Below are 15,981 nucleotides of genomic sequence, written 5' to 3' on the forward strand. Positions count from 1 at the left end.
GTCCGACGGTGGCGTCCGTGACGCTGCCTCGTTCATCGACGCGGCCGACGAGAGCCTGCAGGCGACCTACGAGCCGCCGATGTCGCTCCCGGAGTACGTCGACGCGCTGTTCGAGCAGCCGGCGCTGGCGAGCCACGCCTCGAAGTACCTGCTCCGGGCCATCGAGGCGGCCGGCCGGCGCACCGTCGTCGAGGAGGGCGAGGAGAAGCAGCGCTACCGCTTCTTCGACGACCCGCACAACGACGGCGAGCACGCCATCCTCGGCAACACGGAGGTCCTGAACGCCTTCGTCGACGACCTCCGGTCCATCGCGGCGGGGCGGGGCAAGGACGAGAAGATCGTCTGGCTGGAGGGCCCCACGGCGACCGGGAAGTCGGAGCTGAAGCGCTGTCTCATCAACGGGCTCCGGGAGTACAGCAAGACCCCAGAGGGTCGGCGCTACACCGTCGAGTGGAATGTCGCGGGCGCCGACGACGGCGCGAGCGCGATGACCTACGGCGGCGGTCCCCCCGAGCCGGACGAGGACGACTGGTACGCCTCGCCGGTGCAGGCCCACCCGCTGACGGTGTTCCCGGAGGACGTCCGCGCGGAGCTGGTCGCCGAGCTCAACGCCCGGCTGGACGACCACATCCCCTTCCGCGTCGAGGGCCGACTCGACCCGTTCTCGCGCGAGGCCTACGACTACCTCGAGGAGCAGTACCGTCGCCAGGGCGTCGAGGACCTGTTCTCGGCGGTCACCGACCCCAAGCACCTCCGCGTGAAGAACTACGTCGCCGACGTGGGCCAGGGCATCGGGGTGCTGCACTCCGAGGACGACGGCTCGCCGAAGGAGCGACTGGTCGGCTCGTGGATGGCCGGGATGCTGCGCGAACTCGACTCGCGGGGGCGCAAGAACCCGCAGGCGTTCAGCTACGACGGCGTCCTCTCGCAGGGGAACGGGCTCCTCACCATCGTCGAGGACGCCGCCCAGCACGCCGACCTGCTGCAGAAACTGCTCAACGTCCCCGACGAGGGGAGCGTGAAGCTGGACAAGGGCATCGGGATGGACATCGACACGCAGCTGGTCATCATCTCGAACCCGGACCTCGAGGCGCGGCTCAACCAGCACGCCGACCGCTCGGGGTCGGACCCGCTGAAGGCGCTGAAGCGCCGGCTCGACAAGCACGAGTTCACCTACCTGACGAACCTCTCGCTGGAGGCCGAGCTCATCCGGCGCGAGCTGACCAACGAGACCGCCGTCTGGACGGCCGACTCCTACGAGGACCTCGCCGAGATGATCCGCCAGCCGGTCCGGGTCCGGGTCCGCGACGGCGAGGGGGTCGTCCGGGAGAAGGAGCTCGCCCCCCACGCCATCGAGGCCGCGGCGCTGTACGCGGTCGTCACGCGGCTGGACGGGGAGGACGTGCCCCCCGGGCTCGACCTGGTGGACAAGGCGCTGGTCTTCGACCGGGGCTACCTCCAGGACGGCGACGAGCGCCGGGAGAAGGAGGAGTTCGACTTCGACCCCGACGCCGAGGACGGCGAGACGGGCATCCCGGTCACGTACACGCGGGACATCATCGCGGACCTGCTCCACGAGGTGCAGGACCGCCACCACCCCGACCTCCCGGTCGAGGACGTGGTGATGCCGCGCGACCTGCTCAACCGGATGGCCGAGGAGCTGAGCGACACGCCGGTCTTCGGCCCCAACGAGAAGACGGAGTTCGAGAACCGGCTCGTCCCCATCAAGAACCACGTGTTCACCGAGCAGGAGGACGACGTGCTGGAGGCCATCATGCGCGAGAAGCGCGTCGACGAGGCCACCGTCGAGGAGTACATCGAGCACGTCTACGCCTGGGTCGAGGACGAGCAGATCGAGAACGAGCGCGGCGAACTCCAGGACCCGGACCCGCTGAAGATGAAGGTGTTCGAGACCGAGCACCTCGGGCGGTTCGGCGAGGACGACTACGACGGGACCGACCCCGAGGCCGCGGTCGCGGAGTTCCGCGCCGAGAAGGTCGTCACCGCACTCAATCGCCACGCCTGGCGCCACCGCGACGAGGACTTCCGGGTGGCGGACGTGAACGTCAAGGAGATCCCCGTCATCAAGACCGTCCTCGGGAGCCACGACTGGGACGACGTCCGCCGGACGTTCCCGGACTTCGACCCCGTCCAGTGGGACGACCCGCCGTCGGGGACGCAGACGGAGTCGGTGAAGGCCGACACCATCCGGAACATGCAGGAGCTGTTCGACTACTCCGAAGCGTCGGCCGAACTCACGAGCCGCCACGTCATGGACCAGGTGAGTTACCGATGGGAATGAGCGATTACCGATCAATGAACGACTCGATCAACAGAACCGGACGAGAACTGGTGAGGTAGACACGTAATGGGACTGAAAGACGACCTCGAACGGTATCGGGAAGTGGGCGAGGAGAAGCGACAGGACCTCTCCGAGTTCATCCAGTACGGCGACATGGGCCAGTCGCTGCCGGACGAGGTCCGCATCCCGATCAAGATCGTCGACCTGCCCGAGTTCGCCTACGACCAGCGCGACATGGGTGGCGTTGGCCAGGGCGACGGGGACACGCCGGACGTGGGCCAGCCCGTCGGCCAGCCACAGCCCCAGCCGGGCGACGGCGACGAGGAGGGCGAACCCGGCGAGGAGGGCGGCGAGCACGAGTACTACGAGATGGACCCCGAGGAGTTCGCCCAGGAGCTGGACGAGGAACTCGGGCTCGACCTCGACCCGAAGGGCAAGAAGGTGATCGAGGAGAAGGAGGGCGACTTCACCGACATCACGCGCAGCGGCCCCGCATCGACGCTCGACTTCGAGCGCCTGTTCAAGCAGGGGCTGAAGCGCAAGCTCGCGATGGACTTCGACGAGGAGTACCTGCGGGAGGCCCTGCGCGTCGAGGGGTGGGGCCCGTCGACGGTGTTCGAGTGGGCCCGCGAGCAGCATATCCCCGTCTCGCGGGCGTGGATCGAGACGGCGTACGAGGAGCTCCCACGCGAGGAGCGCGACCGCTGGGCCAGCATCGAGGAGATGGAGGCCACCGTCGAGCGCGAGTCGACCGCCGCGCGCATCCGGCGGGACGGCATCGACGAGGTGCCGTTCCGGCGCGACGACGAGCGGTACCGCTACCCCGAGATCGTCGAGGAGCGCGAGAAGAACGTCGTCGTCGTCAACATCCGCGACGTGAGCGGGTCGATGCGCGAGAAGAAACGGGAACTCGTCGAGCGGACGTTCACGCCGCTGGACTGGTACCTGACGGGCAAGTACGACAACGCCGAGTTCGTCTACATCGCCCACGACGCCGACGCGTGGGAGGTTGAGCGCGAGGAGTTCTTCGGCATCCGGAGCGGCGGGGGCACGCGCATCTCCAGTGCGTACGACCTCGCCGCGGAGATCCTGGAGGAGCGCTACCCGTGGAACGAGTGGAACCGCTACGTGTTCGCCGCCGGTGACTCGGAGAACTCCTCGAACGATACCGAGGAGCGGGTCATCCCGGCGATGGAGGAGATCCCAGCGAACCTCCACGCGTACGTGGAGACCCAGCCCTCGGGCAACGCCATCAACGCGACCCACGCCGAGGAGGTGGAGGCCCACTTCGGCGACGACTCCAACGTCGCCGTCGCGTACGTCTCCAGCCCGGAGGACGTGGTCGACGCCATCTACACCATCCTCAGCACGGAGCAGCGCGAGGAGGTGACCGCACAATGAGCCAGCCGGACCGCATCGCACAGCAGCGCATCGCCGAGGGACTCGAGGAGCCAGTCCGCGAGGCGTCGAACCTCGCACGTAAGCTGGGCCTGGACCCGTTCCCGGTCAACTACTGGATCGTCGACTACGACGACATGAACGAGCTCATCGCCTACGGCGGGTTCCAGACCCGGTACCCGCACTGGCGGTGGGGGATGCAGTACGACCGCCAGCAGAAACAGGGCCAGTTCATGGGCGGCAAGGCCTTCGAGATCGTCAACAACGACAACCCGGCCCACGCCTTCCTGCAGGAGTCCAACAGCCTCGCGGACCAGAAGGCCGTCATCACGCACGTCGAGGCCCACTCCGACTTCTTCAAGAACAACGAGTGGTTCGGCCTGTTCGCGAAGGACCCCGACGCGGCGGCGATGCTCGAACGCCACGCCGAGACCATCCGGGAGTACATGGAGGACCCGGAGATCGACCGCGACGACGTCGAGGCGTGGATCGACCACGTCCTGTGTCTGGAGGACAACGTCGACCAGCACCGGGCGTTCGTCCCGGCCGAGACGCGCGGCGGCGACGCCGAGGACATCGAGGCGGAGGTCGTCGCCGAGCGGCTCGACGAGCTGAACCTCTCCGACGAGGTCCGCGACCAGGTGTTCGACGAGGAGTGGCTCGCGGCCCAGGAGGACGACGAGGAGGTCCGCTTCCCGGCCGAACCGGAGAAGGACATCCTCGCGTTCCTCTGGAACCACGGGAAGGCCTACGACGAGGACGCGGGGAAGGCCGTGGAGATGACCGAGTGGCAGCGCGACGTGCTCGAACTCCTCCGGAAGGAGGCCTACTACTTCGCCCCGCAGAAGATGACGAAGGTGATGAACGAGGGGTGGGCCGCCTACTGGGAGTCGAAGATGATGACCGACGAGGCGTTCGCCGGCGACGACGAGTTCCTCTCGTACGCCGACCACATGGCCGCCGTCCTGGGCTCACCGGGCCTCAACCCGTACAAGCTGGGGCTGCAGCTCTGGAACTACGTCGAGAACACGACCAACCGACGCGAGGTCGTCGAGAAGCTCCTCCGGGTCGAGGGGGTCACCTGGCGGAACTTCGACGACACGGTCGACCTCGACCACGTGCGGGACCTGCTCGAACCCGAGCCGTGGCTGGTCGACGTGGTCGGCCACCTCGACGACCTCGACCCCGAGGACCCGCGCGTGGACGCCGACGCGCTCGCAGCCGCCCGTGAGGGCGAGGTCGACGTCCAGCGCTACCCGTGGAAGGTCCTCACCTACGAGGGCCTGACCCAGCGCCACTACTCGCTGGTGAAGCCGGCGTTCCGGGGCTTCCTCAAGCGCATCAGCCAGTCGGAGCTGGAGCGCATCGCGCGCTACCTGTTCGACACCGACCGCTACGACTCCGTCGACGAGGCGGTGGCGGACGTCGACCGCGCGGCCGGCTGGGACCGGATGCGCGAGATCCGCGAGTCCCACAACGACGTGACCTTCCTCGACGAGTTCCTCACCCAGGAGTTCGTCGACGACAACGACTACTTCACCTACGAGTACACGCACACGACCCAGGACTACCGCGTCACGTCGACGGACTACCGCGACGTGAAGAAGAAGCTGATGCTGCGGTTCACCAACTTCGGCAAGCCCACCATCGCCGTCGAGGACGGCAACTACGAGAACCGCAACGAGCTGCTGCTGGCCCACCAGTACAACGGCGTGATGCTGGACATCCGACAGGCCCAGCAGACGCTGGAGCGCGTGTTCCAGCTCTGGGGGCGCCCGGTCAACCTGAAGACCATCGTCAAGGAGGTCGACGAGCACGACATCGAGGTGGCGCGGCGGCGCGACCGCGAGCCCGAGCCCGAGGAGGTCGGCAAGCTCCTCCGGTACGACGGCACGGAGTTCTCCGTCGAGGACCTCCCGTGGGAGGAGGTCGAGGACATCGCCGCCACGGACGTCGACTACGACACGAAACCCGACGAGTGGCTGGCCTGACCAGGCGCCGGGCCGGCTATCACTGGGCCCGGCCCCCGGAGACATGGCCCACGGAGAACCGGCACGCTCCGGTTCGAGGATGGGCTGTGGACAGGTTCTTGACCCCCGGCCCGCAACCCCGGGTAGTGTCCGAGGGTAGCACCGCAACAGTGGAACCCGATGCCCCGACGGAGATGGAGCCGAGCGACATCCACGACATCCTCCGGAACGACCGGCGCCGGCTCACCATCAAGAACCTGCAGGAGCATCCGGATGGGACGATGGGCGTCCGCGAGCTGTCGGAGGCCATCGCCGCGCTGGAGACCGGTGAGGACCCCCCGCCGAGCGACAAGCGCCAGTCGGTCTACGTCTCGCTCCACCAGACCCACCTGCCCAAACTGGAGGAGTTCGGCATCGTCTCCTACGATTCGGACGAGAAGACGGTCTGCCTGGAGGAGCGGGTCCGGGAGGTCGAGGTCTACATGGAGGTCGTCCCCCGGTACGGGCTGTCCTGGGGCGAGTTCTACTTCGGCCTGGGACTGCTCGGGACCCTCACCACCATCGCCGTCCTGCTGGGCGTGCCGGGCGTCGAGGCGCTCGGCGTGACCGTCACCGCCACCGTCTTCTTCGTCATCCTGATGCTGTCGGCGACCTACCACGTCTACGCCCAGCAGGACCGCATCCTGTTCCAGCGGTTCCGGAAGGAGTAGGCGGTCCCGTGGGGTGTTTTGGCGGTCGCCCGCGTGCGCCCTGTATGCGCGAGTCGTTCACCGTCGAGACCGACGACCGCCTGCAAGCTATCGACATCACCGACCGGGTCGAGCGGGCCCTGCCCGACGACGCCGACGGCCCCGTCACGGTCCGTTCGAGACACACCACGGCCGGGATCGTCGTCAACGAGGCCGAGCGGCGACTCCTGGCCGATATCGAGGCCTTCCTCGACGACGTCGTCGCGGACGAGGGGTGGCGCCACGACGAGATCGACGACAACGCCGATTCGCACCTGCGCGCGCTCCTCTGTGGCGGGTCCGAGACGGTCCCGGCGCGTGATGGGGTCCTGGACCTGGGTACGTGGCAGTCGGTCCTGCTGGTCGAGTGTGACGGCCCCCGGACCCGGACGGTCGAACTGCTGCGGTGAGGGGGGCGTCCCCTGCCGCCGCCCGAGTGTTCAGGTTCCCGTGGCCCGAACCAGGCGTACGTTCTCATGTCCGAGACAGCCGTGGTCTGGTTCCGCGACGACCTGCGGGTCCACGACAACGAGACGCTGGTCGAGGCGGTGCGGGCCGCCGACGAGGTGGTGCCGCTGTACGTCTTCGACGAGCGCGAGCACGCCGGGGCCGGGATGTTCGACCGTCCGAAGAAAGGGGCCCGCTGGGGTCGTTTCCGCCGGGAGGCCGTCCTGGACCTGCGCGAGTCGCTGCGTGACCTGGGCGGGGAACTGCTCGTCCGCCACGGTGACCCACGGGCGGTCGTGCCCGCCGTGGCGGAGACGCTGGACGCCGATACGGTCCACCTGCAGACGAAGCCGGCCACGGAGGAACTCGCGGACGAGCACGCCGTGAAGTCGTTGCTCGCAGAGCGTGACGTCGGCGTGGAGCGCCACTGGACCCACACGCTCTACCACGTCGACGACCTGCCGACGCCGTACACGGATATCCAGGATACCTTCACGCCTTGGCGCAAGGAGGTCGAGCGCGAGGCGGCCGTCCGGGACTCCCTCCCGGCACCCGAGACGGTCCCGACGCCGGACCTCGGCGAGGCCGGCGACGCCGCGGTCCCGACGCTCGCCGACCTGGGTCACGACCCGGACGAGGCGACCGCCGACGACCGCGGCGTCCTGGCGTTCGAGGGCGGGGAGACGGCGGCGCTGGAGCGACTCGAGGACTACGTCTGGACCGGCGACCACCTCCGGAACTACAAGGAGACGCGCAACGGCCTCCTCGGGGCCGACTACTCATCGAAGTTCTCGGCGTGGCTGGCTCACGGCTGTCTCTCACCCCGGTACGTCCACGCCGAGGTCGACCGCTACGAGGACGAGCGCGTCTCGAACGAGGACACGTACTGGCTCGTCTTCGAGCTGCTGTGGCGCGATTTCTTCCAGTTCCAGTTCCTCAAGCACGGCGCCGACTTCTTCGCACCGAACGGCATCCGCGACGTACGGAAGGAGTGGCGCCGTGACGAGGAGGCCCGCGAGGCCTTCGAGCGCTGGGCCGCCGGGGAGACGGGCGTGCCGTTCGTCGATGCCAACATGCGCGAACTGAACGCGACCGGCTATATGTCGAACCGTGGGCGCCAGAACGTCGCCTCCTTCCTCGCGGACGCGATGGGGGTGGACTGGCGGCTCGGGGCAGCCTACTTCGAGTCCCGGCTGGTGGACTACGACGTGGCCTCGAACTGGGGGAACTGGGCCTACCAGGCCGGCGTCGGCAACGACTCCCGGGACAACTACTTCGACGTGCTCGGGCAGGCCGAGCGCTACGACCCCGGCGCCGAGTACGTCACCCACTGGCTGCCGGAACTGGCGGGACTCCCGGCAGAGTACGCCCACCGGCCGTGGCGGCTATCCGAGGCCGAGCAGGCCGAGTACGGGGTGGACCTCGGCCGTGACTATCCGGCCCCCCTCTTCGACGTCGAGGCGCGGTACCGGAACCTCTGATCCGGTTCGGATGACTCCCTCGGAATCTCCTCTACCGCCCGTATTCGTGCTCTGCGGCGCAGCTCGGGCCGCTTCGTGGTGACGGTACACTTATATTCACCCGCCCGCTTATCTCCGGTAATTGTTATGCCACGTGGAATGGGAACTGTTCGCACGGACTGGGGGCCCGGGCGGGCGGTTGGGTGCACGGCGTCGACGAAGCCACAACGCCTAACCGGCCGGCGTCGAACGAGGTGGCAACCCGCGAGGACGCCGCCATGAGATACTTCGACTTCACCCTGACTCCGGAGGACGGGACCATCCACCCCGTGGACGCGCTCATCGCGGAGACGCCGGGCGTCAAGCGGGAGGCCCTCATGCACGTCAACGCGCTGGGCGACGGGACCGGGGTGATGCTGTACCGGCTCCGGGGCGAGCCCGACGACCTCGCGGCCGTCCTCGAGGAGTCCGAGGAGGTACTCGCCTACGACATGATGAACGTCCGCGGCGAGCGGTTCCACTGCTACGTCCACGTCCCGCCGGGCGAGCCGGCGGGGTCGCTGATGACGCTCGCCCAGCGCTACGCGCTCATGATCGACACCCCCCTGGAGTTCACGGACCGGGGCGGCCTCCGGACGACGCTGGTCGGCACCCACGAGATGCTGCGGCAGGCACTCGACCAGATCCCCGACGACGTCCAGGTCACGGTCGAGCAGGTCGGGCAGTACACCCCCGAGCGCGGCGACATGCTCTCCATGCTCACCGACCGTCAGCTGGAGGTCTTCCGGACGGCCGTGGACCTCGGCTACTACGAGATCCCCCGCCGCGCCACCCACGAGGACATCGCCGAGAACCTGGGCTGTGCCCCCTCGACCGTCGACGAGCACCTCCGGAAGGCAGAGTCGCGCGTGCTGTCGACGCTAGTCACCGGATAGCGCAGGGTCTCGACCGTATCGCCCCCCGGTTCACTCGTTCTCGTCCCCGTCGGCTTCCGATTCCTCAGCGTCTGCCCTCCCGTCGTCCCCGGACGCTACCGCCTCGACACCCCTCCAGCGTGGCTCCGGCGGTGGGTCGAACCGGTAGGTCCGCTCGTCATCGAGGACCAGGTACCCACCCTGTTCGAGGTCCTCGATGACCCGATTGTCCGTGTCAATGGCCACGTCGACCAGTCCTTCCAGGGAATCGACCTCGATCCGGGCGTCCGGACGCTCGGGCAGAGCCACCGTCCCCGGGGTGATCCAGTCGTCGAACTCCCGCCGGTCGGCCTCGAAGGTCAGCCGCTCCCGGGCGTCGTCGGGGACGTCCAGCCGACCCGTCGCCCCCGCTCCAGCGAGACCGACGACCCCGACCGCGCCGACGAGGAGCACCAGTGGGGACCCGAGCCGACGGAGCGGGCCGTAACTGTTCCTCACCGTCAGTTCCCGGGTCGTGTTCTGCCGCGTTCGGGATGTCTCGCTGTCGGTCACCTGGTAGGTCCCCTCGTCGAGCTCGACGGTGACGGCGTGCTCCGTGAACCGGCTGACCGACTGGCCGTTCACGGTTCCGGTAGCACGGACCCGTGCGAGTACCCTTGCCTCGGTCTCGCCCGGCGTCCCCCCGAGCCGTGCCTCGATGCGGTCGACGCGCTGCTGGACGGCGGAGACGTTCATCTCAAACGGTGTGCGGAGTCGCTCTCCGGGGGAGAGTCGCGCCGAGCTGGGCGGGCCGAGCGGCTCCGTCACCCGCCAGTACTCCACCTGTTCACCCTCCTGCTCGCCCACCGACCGCAGTACCAGCGTCGTCGTCACGTCCGTGGAGAGGTTCCCACGATCCGAGGCGGTGTATCCGTATCTGAAGGTCCCCTCCAGGCGCGGTGCGATGGACATGAAGTAGACGGGCCGGTCCGAGAGCGTCGTCCCCCGGGTGAACACCGGGTTCGAGCGCGTCACCCGGGCCTCGTGACTCCAGGCCGCCGTCGACTCCCAGGTCGAGACGGTCCGGGTCTCGACGTGCGTCCCGGGGTCGACGTGTGTCGTGTACGTGAGGCCGCCGCCGAGGAGGACGAGCAGCACGAACAGCGCGAGGAGCGGCTGGGACCGGTCGCGGATGGCCAGACGGGTCCGATACCCGGGGGTGGCGGGCCCCCGTGTGGACGTCCCCAGCGTGCCCCCTGGCCCGTCATCGTCGGCCACCTCCGACGTGCCGTCGTCACCGCTGTTCCCAGCCATCCTGGTCAGACCCACCTCCCGGCCGTCGCCGCTAAAGCGTTCCGCTCCACGGTCTCCTTATCCCCACAGCCGCCGGAGGCGTCGCGAGAGGCGACTCCCCTTGTCGGCCTCTCGGCGGCGCAACTGCCCGGAGCCCAGCAGCGCCGCCCCGAGCAGATAGAACCCCCCGCCGTAGACGCCCAGCGTCACCAGTATCGGGAGCCACGGGTGGACGTCGTGACAGATGTCGAGCAGCCCGACCGGGAGCAACAGGAGGTACCGATGTTCGGTTATGCTGCGGACGTAGTAGCCGGTCTCCGGGGGCGCGGAGAGCGTCACGGTCGCGTTGACCCGCTCGCCGCCCTGGACCACCATCGGCTCCTGGGGCGTCTCGACCCCCTGACTGGTCGATTCGAGGTACGTCACCACCGGCAGGACCCCGCCGTTCCTGACGACGTACGTCCGGTCCTCCGCGGTCCCCTGGCGCACGACCTGCGGCGCCGGCGAGTCCGTCTCGGCACTGACGATGCCGTACTCGGTCGGCCCGCTGGGGACGACCATCGCAGCGGTCACGGGTGCCACCATCACCAGCGTCAGCAGGAGGAGGAACACGTGTGGACGGCGCCCGCTTCCGGCCCGCTGACGACCCGGGCGCGTGCGCTCCCGGCCCCGTGTCTCCCCCCCGACCGTCTCGAGCCCGTAGAGGACGAGGCCGCAGCCGAGGACGACGAGCCCGACGACCTGAAGCGCCCCGGTCCCGAGCAGCCCCGAGGTCGACTGCCCGACCGCCCCGGCGAGTCCGGTGACGGCGTCCACGGCCGTCCCCAGCCCCGGAAGCACGACGACGCTCCCGCCCACCTGGAGCGCGACGGCCCGGATCTGTCCCCGGGTCACCGGTGGCTCCTGGCTGTCCTGGTCCGTGAAGGGGTTGGCGTCCCCCTTGGTGACGAACCCGGCGTCGGTCTTGCCCACGACCCGGTGTGTCGTCAGTCCGCCGCCGTTCAACTGCTTGGCCTCGTACACGACGACGTCCCCCTCCTCGACGGGGCCGGCGAGTTCCGGCGGCACCGCGACGAACCCGTCGCCAGCCGACAGTGTGGGGGCCATGCTCCCTGTCTCGACGTAGCTCAGCAGAATCGGCTGCCCCAGCACCGAGCCGGCGACGAGGGCGACGACCCCCACCAGCGCGAGCCCGCGCACCGCGTGCCACGCCGCGCGACGACCGTTCACGGGCGCTCGTTCGTGCCGTCGGTCAAGTAGTTGGCGACCCGGTTCATCGTGGGATCACCCTTCCTCTTCGAGGTAGATACGGGCGCCCAGCAGCCCCCCGGCGAGCAGCACCAGCACGGCGAGCGCCGCGAGCACCTCGCCGGGGCCGATGCCCTGTCCGTCGGGCTGTGGCGTCGCGCTCTCCGTCGGTGGCACTGCTGTCCCGGTCGCGGTCGCTGTGGGCTCGTCCGGCTCGGTCGGCGTCTCCGGCGTCGGCGTCGCCGTCGCCTGCTGCTCGACCACCGCGAACCGCGAGAACCCGGGGGTGGAAGCACGGATCCGCACCGTGTCACCCTGGCGGCTCACCTGGGCGTCCACCGGTGCCCACGACCCGTCGTGCAGCCGCAGCACCCGCAGCGACTCGGCGTCGGCCTCGTCGGCGGGCACCGCGAACTCGACGGTGGCCGGCTGGTCCTCGAGCCTCGGTGGCACGTAGATGTCGGTGGCCTGGACGACCTGTCCCGACGGCTGCGGGTCGCCCGGGGGCAGGTCCCGCAGGTCCCGGACCCGGACGCGGCCCTCGGCCGGCGTCATGAACGTGATACGGCGGACGCTGGTCGTCTCGAAGACGACCTGCACGCCCGGTGCCTCGGAATCTGTGTCGGCCACGGGGTGTGACTCGTCCGCGGTGACCAGCTCGGGCGGAATCGGGTCGCCCGGCAGGCCGGGCGTCGACGTCGTCCGCGGCACCACCTGGACGACACCCGCCTCACGCCCATTGACACTGACAGTCCGGTTGCCCGGCTCCGTCGGGTCGTAGCGGAGTCTCACCGTCGACTGGGTGACCCCGCCGACCTCGACCGTCCGGCTCCCGATCGCGGTTCCGTCCTCCTGGACGGTGAGCTCGATGTCGTCGGGGGCGCCCGCGGCGTTGATGAGGTCGACCCGGATCCGGGCGGTCTCGTCGATGCCGATGCGCTCGTCGAGCAGCCGGACCTCATCGACCTGCGCGTCGCCCGTCCTGGGCTCCGGTGGGGCGCCGACGCCACCGCCGCCGCCTCCGCCGCCACCACCGCCGGGAGCACCGCCACCCGGGGGCTCACCCTGGCCTGGCGGCGTCTCCGGTGGCGTGCCCGGCGGCGGACTCTCGACGGGTGGTGTTCCGGGTGTGGGTGTCGGGACCCGCGTGACGAGATCGATCGACTCCAGGAGGAGCGCCTCACGCTGTGTACCGGCGCTCTCGACCCGGAGTCCGACCGCCAGGGTCTCCGAGGGTGCCAGCTCCCGGGCGTTCGACTCGCCCTCGACGCTCTCGCGTTCCTCCCCCGCGTAGAGGGTCACGCTGTCGCTCTCATCGCGGAGGAAGACGGTGACCGGTCGCGAGCGCTCGTTCCTGACGACGAACACCCCGTCGATCAGGGTTCGGGAGTCGGGATTGATCCCCTCGTACGATACACCCTCGCCGCCCTCGATGCGGATGTCAAGCTGCCCGTCGTCGCCGATCTCGGCGTACTCCCCGTTCGGCCCCGACGCCGGCGCCAACTCGACCCGTTCGACGGGCTCGTCGGTGTCGACGGCGACGGTAGCCACGGCTCCGGAGAGGGCCAGCACGGCGACGACCGCGGCGACGATGGTGTACCGGTTCACGTGTCGGCTCCTGCCTCGATGTGGGGTCGGGGGTACTGCGACTCGACTCGGCGTGGTTCGAGAGGAACCCGGGGCGTTCCCGGACTGCCTGGCTGCTCGTCAGGTGGACCCGGAACCGCTCGACGCCATGTTCGCGACGAACGTCACGCTGTCGAGGATGGTGTCCGGTCCGTTACCGTCACCGTTGCCGAAGCTGGTGCCGGTGGTATCCACGACGATGTCGACGTCCAGCACGTTTCCGGTCCCCAGTTCGACCGCGTTCGCCGACCCCTCGATGGAGCCGCCGTTCGCCTCGAACGTCACGAGGTCCTGGCTCACGCCCTGGGGCGTGCTGTCGGTGACGTGGAAGTCCACGGCCTGGGTGCCCTGGTTCGTCACCGTCAGCACGTCGTTCGCGCGCGTGACCGCGTTCGGCGCCACGCCGTCGGCGTCCTCCGTCGAGAGGTCGATGATGATCTCGCCGGTCTGTGCGTCCGTCGAGACGTACTTGTTCCCGTTCGGACCGCCGCCGGGGGTGATGGACAGCAGGCTGCCCGCGTCCCCCGCGACCTGGACCGTCGCGTCACGCTCGGCCGTGATCTGCGTGAACGCGCCGGTACCGGCGAGGGTGCCGCCCGTGGCGGCGGCCGCTCCGAGACCGATCAGTAGTGTGCGTCGGTTGAGTTGCACTGTTAACGCTCACTGAATACCGGCATCTTCGTTCGGCGTGGTCACGACGTTTTTCACGGTGATGTTGGTCGTGTCATCGTCAGTGGCAACCACTTCGCCGTCCTCACCGTTCGTTCCGAAGAAGTCCCCGTCGGAGGTGATGGCGTCGTTATCGTAAGCGCGCAGGAACACGCCTTCGCCGTAATTGTTGTTCCGGGAGGTCGTCGGGGCCGATGCACCGAGACCCTCGGGGCTCTTGTTGTAGTCCCCGCTGATGAGACCGGTGAAGTCCGAACTCTCCACGAGGTGGGGACCGGACCCGGAGGGACTGACCCCGACCTGTGAGTTCCGAACCGTCACATTCCGGGCCGTATTGTTGCTGCTGCCCGAATAGAACTGGATACCCGTCAGGCAGTTCTCCGCCAGTACGTCCTCGACCAGGCTGTCCGATCCAGCAAAGCCGACCCCGCTCTCCCCAGATAGGCTCGTATCGGTTCCAAGCACCTCGAAGCCACGGAGGACGAACCCTGTCCGACCGCTCTTCAACTGGACGATTCGGCTGGATGTCCCTTTGCCGAGATTCGCGTCGATGGTCGGGCGGACACCCGGTGCGGCCTCGATTGTGAGGTCGTCGACACCGACGTTGAACCCCGCGTAGTCCCCGTCTTTCACGAGGAGGTAGCCACCCTGACCGGCCTGACTGATAGCACTACTGATGGTGTTGAACACGCTGGAGGCGGTCTCGTCGGCGTCGACGGTGACTCCGTCCCCGCCCGCGACGCGAGCGGTGTCCACCGTGTTCTCGGTAATCAGCGTGCGGAACAGTCCATCCTTCGTCGACGCACCGTTGATGGTGACCGACGTACTCTGGACCTCCAGCTTCTGGAGCCCGTTCGTCGAACCGTTGTTCTGGACCCGGTTGTCCCGGATGGAGTACTCGCCGCCACTGATGCTCCCGTAGATGACGATCCCCTCGGCGGGCGGCGCGTCGAAGTCGTTCCCGAGGAAGGTCCCGGAGCTCAGGCTCTTGATGACGGCTCCGGCCTTCTGGAACGCACTGTTGTTCACCGCAAGACCGCTGACGGCCTCCGCGTAGAGGCCTGGCGTTCCCGGCGAGTCACCGTTGATGAGCCGGACCGCTCCGTTGCGGAAGGTGCCGTCGTCGCCACGGAACTCCACCATGTACGGGAAGCTCTGGGGTGAACCGAGGGCGCCGTAGTCTGTCTCGACCTCGATGCCGTCGAAGGTGACACCGCTGGAATGGACCTGGATCAGGCCGTCGCTGGTGCCGACCTTCACATCGCCGATCTCAGTATTCTGCAGCGTGACCGACCCCGACAGCGAGGTGAACGTCAGCCCCGCCTTGTCGATGTAGAGTGCCCCGTTCTGTCCGCCGTAGCTGTACCCACTGGGGGCATTGATGATGTCGTCGCTGATGTCGTACGTGCCGGACTCGAAGCCAATCGTCGAACCGGGCTCGGCGGCCACGACCGCTTCGACAACGCTACTGAAGCGGTTGTTGTCACCACCGGTCGCGCTCGGGCTGACCACGTACTGCGGGGTCGGCGAGGACTGCCCGGCGCCGACCGGGTCCACCGTCGCGTTGATTGTCACCGAGTCGAGCAGTGCCCCATCCACGTCGTTGTTCAGGGTGTCGACGGTAGCGCCGACCCGGATCTGGCTGCCGACGCCGAGCGAAACAGCGTTGTCGACGCCTTCGAGCGACGTGTCGTCGCCCGTCGTGCGGAAGGTGACGGCGTCGGAGTCGTCCTCGAAGTAGACGTTCACCGGCTGGGTCCCTTCGTTCTGAACGACGAGTAACCCCTCTACCTCCGTGACTGCGTCCTTGTTCACGTTCGGGAGGCGGAGTTTGAGCGTTCCGTCGCTCTCCTCGGTCACGAACTCGTCCGCGTTGCTCGAATCAGCTGGAGTGATGCTCAGTAACGCACTGGCGTCACCCACAGCCGTAACGTTCGCGCTACGTCG

General features: G+C 68.5%; 12 protein-coding genes. 7 read left to right on the forward strand and 5 right to left on the reverse strand.

Annotated elements, in window-relative coordinates:
• Nucleotides 1-79: 79 nt before the first annotated feature.
• The 7 genes from P2T62_RS07745 (at nucleotide 80) to P2T62_RS07775 (ending at nucleotide 9,240) form a co-directional block, all read left to right on the forward strand.
• Complete coding sequence (locus tag P2T62_RS07745; protein ID WP_420028443.1) at nucleotides 80-2,302, forward strand: PrkA family serine protein kinase; 2,223 nt, start codon at nucleotides 80-82, stop codon at nucleotides 2,300-2,302.
• Between the two features lie 66 nt (nucleotides 2,303-2,368).
• Nucleotides 2,369-3,703, forward strand: a complete 1,335-nt coding sequence (locus tag P2T62_RS07750; protein WP_276260823.1) for a YeaH/YhbH family protein — start codon at nucleotides 2,369-2,371, stop codon at nucleotides 3,701-3,703.
• A complete protein-coding gene (locus P2T62_RS07755) occupies nucleotides 3,700-5,691 on the forward strand; it encodes a SpoVR family protein (RefSeq protein WP_276260824.1) in 1,992 nt (663 codons plus the stop codon). The genes P2T62_RS07750 and P2T62_RS07755 overlap by 4 nt, the downstream gene beginning before the upstream one ends.
• Before the next feature lie 125 nt (nucleotides 5,692-5,816).
• Nucleotides 5,817-6,380, forward strand: a complete 564-nt coding sequence (locus P2T62_RS07760; protein ID WP_276260825.1) for a DUF7344 domain-containing protein — start codon at nucleotides 5,817-5,819, stop codon at nucleotides 6,378-6,380.
• A 44-nt stretch (nucleotides 6,381-6,424) separates the two neighbouring features.
• On the forward strand, nucleotides 6,425-6,808 hold the full coding sequence (locus tag P2T62_RS07765; RefSeq protein ID WP_276260826.1) for a secondary thiamine-phosphate synthase enzyme YjbQ: 384 nt from the start codon (nucleotides 6,425-6,427) through the stop codon (nucleotides 6,806-6,808).
• Nucleotides 6,809-6,874: 66 nt separating this feature from the next.
• On the forward strand, nucleotides 6,875-8,326 hold the full coding sequence (locus tag P2T62_RS07770) for a DASH family cryptochrome (RefSeq protein WP_276260827.1): 1,452 nt from the start codon (nucleotides 6,875-6,877) through the stop codon (nucleotides 8,324-8,326).
• Between the two features lie 233 nt (nucleotides 8,327-8,559).
• Nucleotides 8,560-9,240, forward strand: coding sequence for a helix-turn-helix domain-containing protein (locus tag P2T62_RS07775; protein ID WP_276260828.1), 681 nt, complete (start codon nucleotides 8,560-8,562; stop codon nucleotides 9,238-9,240).
• 30 nt (nucleotides 9,241-9,270) lie between these two features.
• Here P2T62_RS07775 and P2T62_RS07780 read toward each other — a convergent pair whose 3' ends face one another.
• From P2T62_RS07780 to P2T62_RS07800, 5 genes are all read right to left on the reverse strand, one after another.
• Nucleotides 9,271-10,512 carry a DUF5305 domain-containing protein gene (locus P2T62_RS07780; RefSeq protein ID WP_276260829.1) on the reverse strand — a complete coding sequence of 414 codons (1,242 nt, stop codon included), beginning with the start codon at nucleotides 10,510-10,512 and terminating at the stop codon, nucleotides 9,271-9,273.
• A 57-nt stretch (nucleotides 10,513-10,569) separates the two neighbouring features.
• Nucleotides 10,570-11,721 (reverse strand): S24/S26 family peptidase, encoded by a 1,152-nt coding sequence (locus P2T62_RS07785; RefSeq protein WP_276260830.1) that lies wholly within the window; start codon nucleotides 11,719-11,721, stop codon nucleotides 10,570-10,572.
• Between the two features lie 54 nt (nucleotides 11,722-11,775).
• Complete coding sequence (locus tag P2T62_RS07790) at nucleotides 11,776-13,347, reverse strand: hypothetical protein (protein ID WP_276260831.1); 1,572 nt, start codon at nucleotides 13,345-13,347, stop codon at nucleotides 11,776-11,778.
• A 99-nt stretch (nucleotides 13,348-13,446) separates the two neighbouring features.
• Nucleotides 13,447-14,016 carry a hypothetical protein gene (locus tag P2T62_RS07795; protein ID WP_276260832.1) on the reverse strand — a complete coding sequence of 190 codons (570 nt, stop codon included), beginning with the start codon at nucleotides 14,014-14,016 and terminating at the stop codon, nucleotides 13,447-13,449.
• Between the two features lie 9 nt (nucleotides 14,017-14,025).
• Complete coding sequence (locus P2T62_RS07800; protein WP_276260833.1) at nucleotides 14,026-15,894, reverse strand: hypothetical protein; 1,869 nt, start codon at nucleotides 15,892-15,894, stop codon at nucleotides 14,026-14,028.
• Nucleotides 15,895-15,981 lie beyond the last annotated feature (87 nt).

Source organism: Haloglomus litoreum, from assembly GCF_029338515.1.
GTDB lineage: Archaea > Halobacteriota > Halobacteria > Halobacteriales > Haloarculaceae > Haloglomus > Haloglomus litoreum.

What these genes read in the sequence shown, in the direction of transcription:
- P2T62_RS07745 (WP_420028443.1), top strand. Translation starts at nt 80, where the DNA reads ATGTCGCTCCCGGAGTACGTCGACGCGCTGTTCGAGCAGCCGGCGCTG.
- P2T62_RS07750 (WP_276260823.1), top strand. Translation starts at nt 2,369, where the DNA reads ATGGGACTGAAAGACGACCTCGAACGGTATCGGGAAGTGGGCGAGGAG.
- P2T62_RS07755 (WP_276260824.1), top strand. Translation starts at nt 3,700, where the DNA reads ATGAGCCAGCCGGACCGCATCGCACAGCAGCGCATCGCCGAGGGACTC.
- P2T62_RS07765 (WP_276260826.1), top strand. Translation starts at nt 6,425, where the DNA reads ATGCGCGAGTCGTTCACCGTCGAGACCGACGACCGCCTGCAAGCTATC.
- P2T62_RS07770 (WP_276260827.1), top strand. Translation starts at nt 6,875, where the DNA reads ATGTCCGAGACAGCCGTGGTCTGGTTCCGCGACGACCTGCGGGTCCAC.
- P2T62_RS07780 (WP_276260829.1), bottom strand. Translation starts at nt 10,512, where the DNA reads ATGGCTGGGAACAGCGGTGACGACGGCACGTCGGAGGTGGCCGACGAT.